Source organism: Planococcus halotolerans (genome assembly GCF_003289955.1).
Classification (GTDB): domain Bacteria; phylum Bacillota; class Bacilli; order Bacillales_A; family Planococcaceae; genus Planococcus; species Planococcus halotolerans.
The window spans coordinates 1-7577 of sequence record NZ_QLZR01000014.1 but is presented as its reverse complement, the minus strand read 5'-3'; the positions used below and the strand labels follow the sequence as shown (position 1 = coordinate 7577).

The window sequence follows — 7577 nt, the reverse complement described above, 5'->3', positions numbered from 1 at the left end:
GCTGCCCCACCTGCAAACTAGCTCAAGTGGGGAATTTTATTCCGGCTATAATGGGGAAAATTAAACCGGCGTTGACATATCATACTGCAATCTCTGAAAAAGAAAGAGCAGAAGCAATTAAAAATAGTGCATTTTAGAGAATGGTGAATTTGACCATTCTTTTTTTGTGCAAAAAATCAGAAGGAGAATGGGAATATGGATATATATGAAGCATTAAAGGAACTCAGTTGGAAAAAGCGAATGTATTTTGATTGGAGACATGATCTGAGCTACAACCAGAACAAAGAGAAGGAATCAGAAGAAGAGATTATGCGGAAGTTAGCAGTAAAATCATTTAATGAGTACATCAAGTGGGAAAGAACACCACAGTATTTGCGGTTGTTAAGTTTGTTCCTGGAATCAAAGTTTGCCAATGATTTAGAAAAAGTTTATAAGATGACTGCTGAACGTGCTGTTGCTGATGACGCTGATGAAAAGAGTATTAAATTACTCTTGCAGATTCAAAAGGAAATTAGAACTTTTAACAAGGCAGCAAGCAATACTAAACCGTCTACTTCCGATTCATTTGATGATTTGGAGTTGTAATAGATGGTAGCAGTAAAAGAGAAGAAACCAGAGAATAAATTACAAGCTGTTATGAATAACTTTGAAGCGTTCGCTAAGAACTTTGTAGAAATACAGAATAATGATGGTGAGCGTCAGAAGTTTACTATTAATGAAGCTCAGAAAGACATTGAGAAAATGCTTAGAAGTAATAAGTTTCTAGTTGTGCCTAAGAGCCGACAAGCAGGAATTACTACTTATATGCTGGCTAAAGCTTTGCATTTGGCTTGTACAGTTCCTAATCAGAATATCTTAATTGTTTCTTATTTAGGAGCTTCTGCTAAATCGCTATTCGACAAGCTCAAAGATATGAACCAGACGCTACCTAGAGAGAAATATCCTAATGCTTTCCCTAGAGTTAAAAGGGAGAACAGATCAGAGCTATTTTTTGAGAATGGTTCACGTATTACATCAACTACTGCTGGCGATAAAGATATTGGCCGAGGAATTACGATTGATTTCTGCTTATTGTCAGAGCTTGCTTTCTACAATGACATTGACAGGCAGTTACTATCAGTTATCCAGTCACTAGCTAAAGGGAAGCACAGTAGATTGATTATTGAAAGTACAGCAAAGGGTATGAACAGTTTTCATGAGCTTTGTATGAACGCTGATAAGGGCAAGAGTCGATTTAAAATGTACTTCATTCCTTTTTATCATAAGTTGTATTTGAAACAGTGGAAAACAGAAATGGACGAAGCCGAAGCATGGTTTAAATCAACCAATAAAGGCAATTGAATGTCACCAAAAGATTTTGAAGATGATGAAAAGATACTGCATGAAAAAGGTTGTGCTATCCGTTCATTGATGTGGAGAAGGTTCAAGCTATTAGATATGGATTTAGAAGAGTTTCATCAAGAGTACCCATCTAATTTATATGAAGCTTTTGTTGCTTCTGGCAATGGATTATTTAAGCAATCTAAAGTATTAGAACGCATGGAACACTTAATAACCCCTTTAAGTCGTGATGAAGTTGACGGAGAAATCCCTCAATCTCTTTATCGCTTTATTGGTCGTGGTTTAGAAATCTACCATTTACCAAAAAGAAGCAAACGCTATTACTCAGGTGTAGACGTTGCTGCTGGCGTTGGTGGAGATGATTCAACTCTAACCATGCTAAATGATGAAGGTCAGGAAGTATTAGCTTTCTTCTCTAATAAAGTTAGTCCTCATGATTTTGCTGAGATCATTGACACAATCGGTAGATATTATAACTACAGCTTTATTTGTGTAGAGAGAAATAGTTACGGTTCAGTAGTTTTACAGCAATTGAGAGAAGTATATGAATACATGAATCTGTACAAAATGAGGTCCTTTGATGAACGAGGGAAAAAGAAATTAAAGCTAGGATTCTTAACAACAGAAAGCACTAAGAAGATAGCTATATCCCTGTTCAGACAAAACTTTGAAACAGGCATGATTAACATTGAATGTAAAACGCTGCTAGAGCAAATGACAATCTACGTTGAAAAAGATGGAAAGCTAGGGAACAAGCGTGGAGATAAAAATAAAGATGATTTAGTAATCAGTATGACATTAGCGAACGTGGCTATGGCAGAAGGAAAATGGTACGTCTAACAGGCGTACACAAATTAGAAAGTTAGGTGTTCAAATGAACTTAGAACAATATGTAAAAGCAAAGCACAGAAACAATGAACACTGGTTCGTTGAGGAAGTAAACACAGTAGCGAATCAGCAGCGATTGATGAATGTGGAAGCTAAGAAAGATTATCTGATGGGCAATCATAAGATTCAAAACTTGCCATCTTTCATGTATAACGGTGAAAGAATTACTCCCCGTAAAATTGTCCTTAATACTGCAAAAACTTTATTGCAGTTTCATATACAGTTTCTATTGAAAAATGATGTTGTATTAACAGGAAATGAAAAAATGATTGATGAATTGAACAAGGTAAATAAGCTAGGAAAGTATAATGCCAAAAACCTGAAAATATTATCCAATTTGCTCAAATTCGGTTCGTGTGCCGAATACGTCTTTGTAAATAAGAAGGGATATATTGATTCTAAAATTATTCCGGCAGATGAAGGTACTCCTATTTATAATCACCATAATGAAATGATCGCTTTCGTACAATCTTATGTATTTGATGGAATTTCATACTATACGCTTTATGAAGATGATGTTGTGAAGGAATACAATAATGAAGGTGGTTCTATGAAGCTATCTGCTCAGTATGCCAATCTTTCTGGACTCCCTATCCATTATCATTCTCACAATGAATACAGTGATATTGAAGGTTCTAGCGTATTAGATGATTTCATTATCATCTTAGATAACATGGAGTTGCTATTGTCAAAAACAGTAGACGCTACTTATACTCATTTTCAAGGTATTCCAGTTATCACAGGGCAACGCTTAACTACTGGCGGTATTCCTAAAGAGCTAGTATCTGGTGGAGTCCATTTAGATGATGGCAGCACGTTTGATTTCAAGAGTAATGATCTGGATATAAAAGCATTTGAAGCTTTGTATAATCAATTAAATCAGAGCTTATTAGATGTATCTGGTACTCCTGCTGTATCTATGAATAAGAGCGATATTAGCAACCTGTCTGAGGTATCTATTACTATGCTATTCGGATTGGCTGAGGTTAAAGCAAGTGAGAATGAAAGCTATATTCGTGAGGGTATGATGGAACGCTATGACAAGATACGTAAGCTATTAAGCTTTAGAGGTGTGACTATCACGGATGAGCAGTATGCTTCGTTGTCATTGCTGTTCAAGTACAACAGACCATCTAATGAGAGCGAGAGAGTGAAGGACTTGAAGGAGCTACGTCTATTGAATGGCATTAGCTTAGAGTCCATGCTTGAACACAGTCCATATACAACAGATGTATCTATGGAGTTGGGGAGATTGAAAGCAGAAAGTAATCAGATCAAACCTGTAAAGAATGTTAATGAAATTGTTGAAGAGGATAACGCTTTAGTTAAGTGAAGTGTTTGATATGACAGATAGAATACAGTGGGGGAATACGATAAAAATATCCTGAAAATATATGTGAAAATGTAGGGAAAATAAGGCGAAAATATAATAGAGATAGTATCAGAAATTTTTCGCTGTTATATGGCAAATTTTTTCTATAGCATTTTTAAAAAAATGGGGTAGCAGAATGAGAGTTGAGTTGAAAATCCTCAGCTCTCTTTTTAAAAGTTTGTTATATGGATTCAAGTGAATCTGTATAGACATAAAGGGTTTAAATGACGATATAAAGCCAATTGTTCTATAAGGACTATTATAGAACCGTAAAACTCATTAAAAGTTTGCTTTTATAAGGCGTTATACAAAATGTATAAGAATCCCGTATTATATACAACTTATCGTATAAATAAAGGCGTATATACAAGCGATTATGTAGCGTTAAATACGTCAATATATGCAAACACTAGAGCCGCAAGGGATTGAGCGATAAATCAAGTAGACATAAGGTATGTTATCGGAAGTTGGCTTATTTCTATTCATATCCTATACAAGGCGATACCCCAACTTCGAAATGAGGTCGCCCACCACTCTCGATTTTTCACACACATAAAAATGTTTATTAATGGTAATATTTAGAGAGTGTATGGAAATCAGGGACAGGGGATTTGAAATGAAAAATTACTTTATAAATCTATATTTTCAATTACAGTATATAAAATCAGTTAGAGAATATTTAAAAAGTATTGATAATCTAATGACGAAAAAAGAAGAAGCAGATAATCACAGGCAATTTGTGTGGAATGTCACAATATATGATGTTCTTTCAAATAAGGAGTTAAATAAACTAGTAGAATCTCTATACAGATTAGATGGTTATGATTACGGAAAAACGATATATCTTAAAAAAAGAAAATCTAGAGATTTACATTACTTAGGTTTAGAAGTTAATCATACAGGTTCTGGTCTTCTTGCAAAAATTGTTTTCAATAAGCATAAATACTTTAGTGAATTAACTATGAAATATACTCAAGTTACAAATCAGACAGTTGCTATTGAATATACTTTTAATTTTATTAAAGCTATTAGTTTCTCGGAAGAATCAAAATTTATTAAAGATAACATCAAAGATACTTATTTTTTGAACTTTACTTCAATTTACTTTAACAGTAGCTTTAGGAATAATGGTATGCAGTCATTAGAGCAAAGAGAGAGAGATTATTTTAGAGATATATTTCAAGGGTTTATAGTCAAAAATCTTTACTCTAATTTTGGACGGGAATACAAATTACCAATTGGTTATACAATGAATTATAAAAAAGCAGATGAAACAGAAGAAAACCTTAAAAATCCGTTTTTAATGCGATCACTTTATAATAAAAAAGAAAATTATTATATTATTATTGAATCATTTAGAGGGTATCAAACTTTTTATCAATATTTTAATGGGAAAATCATTCCTGAAATTCCTTTTTTGGATAACTTCCAATATGAAGGAAATGAATTTTATTATAATTTATTTAATGATATTGAAAACAGAGAGTTAGAGAATAAAGTGGCTAAATACCTTCTAGGTAACTATAAAGTAGTGAAGAAAAAAGATTATCTTTGGTTGGTGAATAAATTGAGAGCATTAAGGGATAGTGAATTTAAACCAAATCTGGATTCTCGACTACAAGATCAAAAAAATTGGGAAGTCCGTTGGAATGGAGAAATTGAAACAGAATCTTTTTTCACAGGTGATTTACTCACAAAGAAATATACTAAAATATATAGTGATTATCACGATTATATGAAAACTCTGTTCACTATGCAAAACGATAGTATTATATTAACTGTTGGATTGTTTACTTTATTTTTCACACTTATAGGAGTTATTATCGCTGTTTTATAATTAATATTTTTATCACTATATTATTTCCTTAAAAGGAATTACTTCCCATTGTGTCGAATAGGTATTTGGGGGAGGTGAAAATATGAATGTAGTAACAGCAGAATATGAAGTAATAGACGTTGAGAAACAAATAGTCGTGAATGTTTATAGGGTCGATGGCGAAGCGGTAGCCAAATATACTTATGACTTTGCTAATCCTGAAAATGACAAAACAGAAGGTACAATCGTTGAGTATGCCTTATCACAAGGATTTGAATGGGATGAAGAAAAGCAAAATAGATTCCATGAAGTAAAAAGAGAAGAAGCTAAATTTGTATTAGACATGAAAAGCAGATAATTAATACAAACACTCTCATAAATTTGAGGGTGTTTTCATTTGTCCATTTTTCCACCTTAGGAGGTGTTTATCATAGAAAAACTATTCGTCTATCTGCTATCCCTGTTTGGAGTATCAATATCATTCCTGTTTGGGGCATGGCATATTTCATTAACAATCTTACTTGTATTTATGGTGATTGATATTCTTACTGGATTAATTAAATCAGCAAAGGAACGCAAATTATCATCTAACCTTGCTTTTAATGGATTCCTAAAGAAAGCTACTATAATGCTCGTCATTATTCTGGCTAACTTACTGGATTTATTAACCTCAGCAGGTGTACCAGTATTTAGAACAATGGCTGTTTTCTTCTATATAGGTATGGAAGGACTCAGCATTGCAGAAAATGTTAAGCGTATTGGATTACCTCTACCAAAAGGAATATCTAAATACATTAATGAAATGGCTAAAGAGCAGATCAATATAGAAAATATCAATACTGAGCAAGTCACTATTAATAACAACAACGTAGTCAGAGAGGAAGATAAATAAACATGAAGAATATTCAACGCTTAGAAATGGAAACAAAGGGGATTGCTCTCTCGCAGCAAGAATTAATCATTTACTTGCAGGAGAATGGATTACAACCTCATGAAGAATATAATGCTCAATCACCATCTGCAAAGAAAGCTATTTATCAGACAGCATTATCTACATTAGAATCAGTAGCTAATAATCCTGAAATGATGAGAAATGTGAAAATGGACGATATGACAGTATCAGAGTTTCATGAGAATTTAACAGACCGTATAGACCAACTAGAGAAGAAAATTCGTGGCATGAGAACAGACGCTAATCAATCTGATTTCTTCATGCTTTTTAATTAGGAGTGAAGTTATGAATCTATTAACTAACTACAAGCTACTAAATGACACATTTGATTCTCTTGCTGAAACAGTTCTAATCAATGGTAAACCACAACAAGCAATTATTGGCATGGCTTATCTAGGAACAGTAGAGAATCGTCACATCAACTCTCTACAACCATTTAATCGTGGTGATTATGTAGATTATAAAGGTCATAAGTATCTAATTTCAGAGGAAGTTAAATCACCTAGACAGAATAAATATCGTTCTACTATGACTAGCTGCAACGTTACTATTGAGGTTCGTGACTATTTAGGTAAAACTAAAATCGGAGAAGATGATTTTGGCAAACCTATTTATGAAGAACATTATTCAGAACCTTATGATGTATATGGTTCTATGAAGCAATGGGAACGTAGCTTAAATGATGCGTTTTCTATTAATATGATGGACGTATCATTGTTTATAGATATACAAGATACACCAGAGAATAGAACACTCTTTGCAGTCAATAATGAGCTTTCAATACTAGGTATGACTGCTAAGGTTATGCTACAGGACTTGTCACAAGATGGATTGATCGGTGTACTATTCAACAAAACATCTGGTGTAGCACCGTATTGACGTTGACAGAAAATTTTCCTTCTATATAAAAAGTGTCAGAAGATAGTTTCGGTCATAGTTCGTGGAATGTTCTACTCTCGATTTGAGGGAAACCTATTGATATGTAAGTGTCAGCAATGATATTTGCATTTAGGATTCTTAGTCGGTCGGGCGTTCGAATCGCTCCTGGGACGTACAGTCTGATTATAGACATCTTAATGAAAAAGAAAAAAGCCCGAAATCGTTGGAAACTAACGGTTCCGGGCTTTTTTCTGAGTATTGCGGAATGAAAAAGCCACTTGTGTGGAGTTTTGAGCCACGAGTTGCGGAGAATCAGGCCAGTGAATGCA

The 7577-nt window shown here is 33.8% G+C and carries 9 protein-coding genes; all 9 read left to right on the top strand.

The genetic code is table 11. From position 1 onward, the window contains the following. The first annotated feature begins 195 nt into the window (after positions 1–195). The 9 genes from DP120_RS18215 to DP120_RS18180 all read left to right on the top strand — a co-directional run bounded on the left by DP120_RS18215 (position 196) and on the right by DP120_RS18180 (position 7248). Positions 196–585 (top strand): hypothetical protein, encoded by a 390-nt coding sequence (locus DP120_RS18215; protein WP_112225099.1) that lies wholly within the window; start codon positions 196–198, stop codon positions 583–585. A gap of 3 nt (positions 586–588) precedes the next feature. Then, entirely contained in the window at positions 589–1341 is a 753-nt protein-coding gene (locus tag DP120_RS18740; RefSeq protein ID WP_240612034.1) for a terminase large subunit, read from the top strand. Next, positions 1342–2181 carry a phage terminase large subunit family protein gene (locus tag DP120_RS18735; protein ID WP_240612033.1) on the top strand — a complete coding sequence of 280 codons (840 nt, stop codon included), beginning with the start codon at positions 1342–1344 and terminating at the stop codon, positions 2179–2181. Between the two features lie 34 nt (positions 2182–2215). After that, positions 2216–3562, top strand: coding sequence for a phage portal protein (locus DP120_RS18205; protein ID WP_112225097.1), 1347 nt, complete (start codon positions 2216–2218; stop codon positions 3560–3562). Between the two features lie 655 nt (positions 3563–4217). Then, positions 4218–5438, top strand: coding sequence for a hypothetical protein (locus DP120_RS18200; protein WP_112225095.1), 1221 nt, complete (start codon positions 4218–4220; stop codon positions 5436–5438). 82 nt (positions 5439–5520) lie between these two features. Beyond that, a complete protein-coding gene (locus DP120_RS18195; protein ID WP_112225093.1) occupies positions 5521–5775 on the top strand; it encodes a hypothetical protein in 255 nt (84 codons plus the stop codon). 63 nt (positions 5776–5838) lie between these two features. Beyond that, positions 5839–6309, top strand: coding sequence for a phage holin family protein (locus DP120_RS18190; RefSeq protein WP_233785919.1), 471 nt, complete (start codon positions 5839–5841; stop codon positions 6307–6309). A gap of 2 nt (positions 6310–6311) precedes the next feature. Further along, positions 6312–6644: a hypothetical protein gene (locus tag DP120_RS18185; protein WP_112225091.1), complete on the top strand. Its 333-nt coding sequence runs from the start codon at positions 6312–6314 to the stop codon at positions 6642–6644. Between the two features lie 10 nt (positions 6645–6654). Beyond that, positions 6655–7248 (top strand): hypothetical protein, encoded by a 594-nt coding sequence (locus tag DP120_RS18180; protein ID WP_112225089.1) that lies wholly within the window; start codon positions 6655–6657, stop codon positions 7246–7248. Positions 7249–7577: the final 329 nt, after the last annotated feature.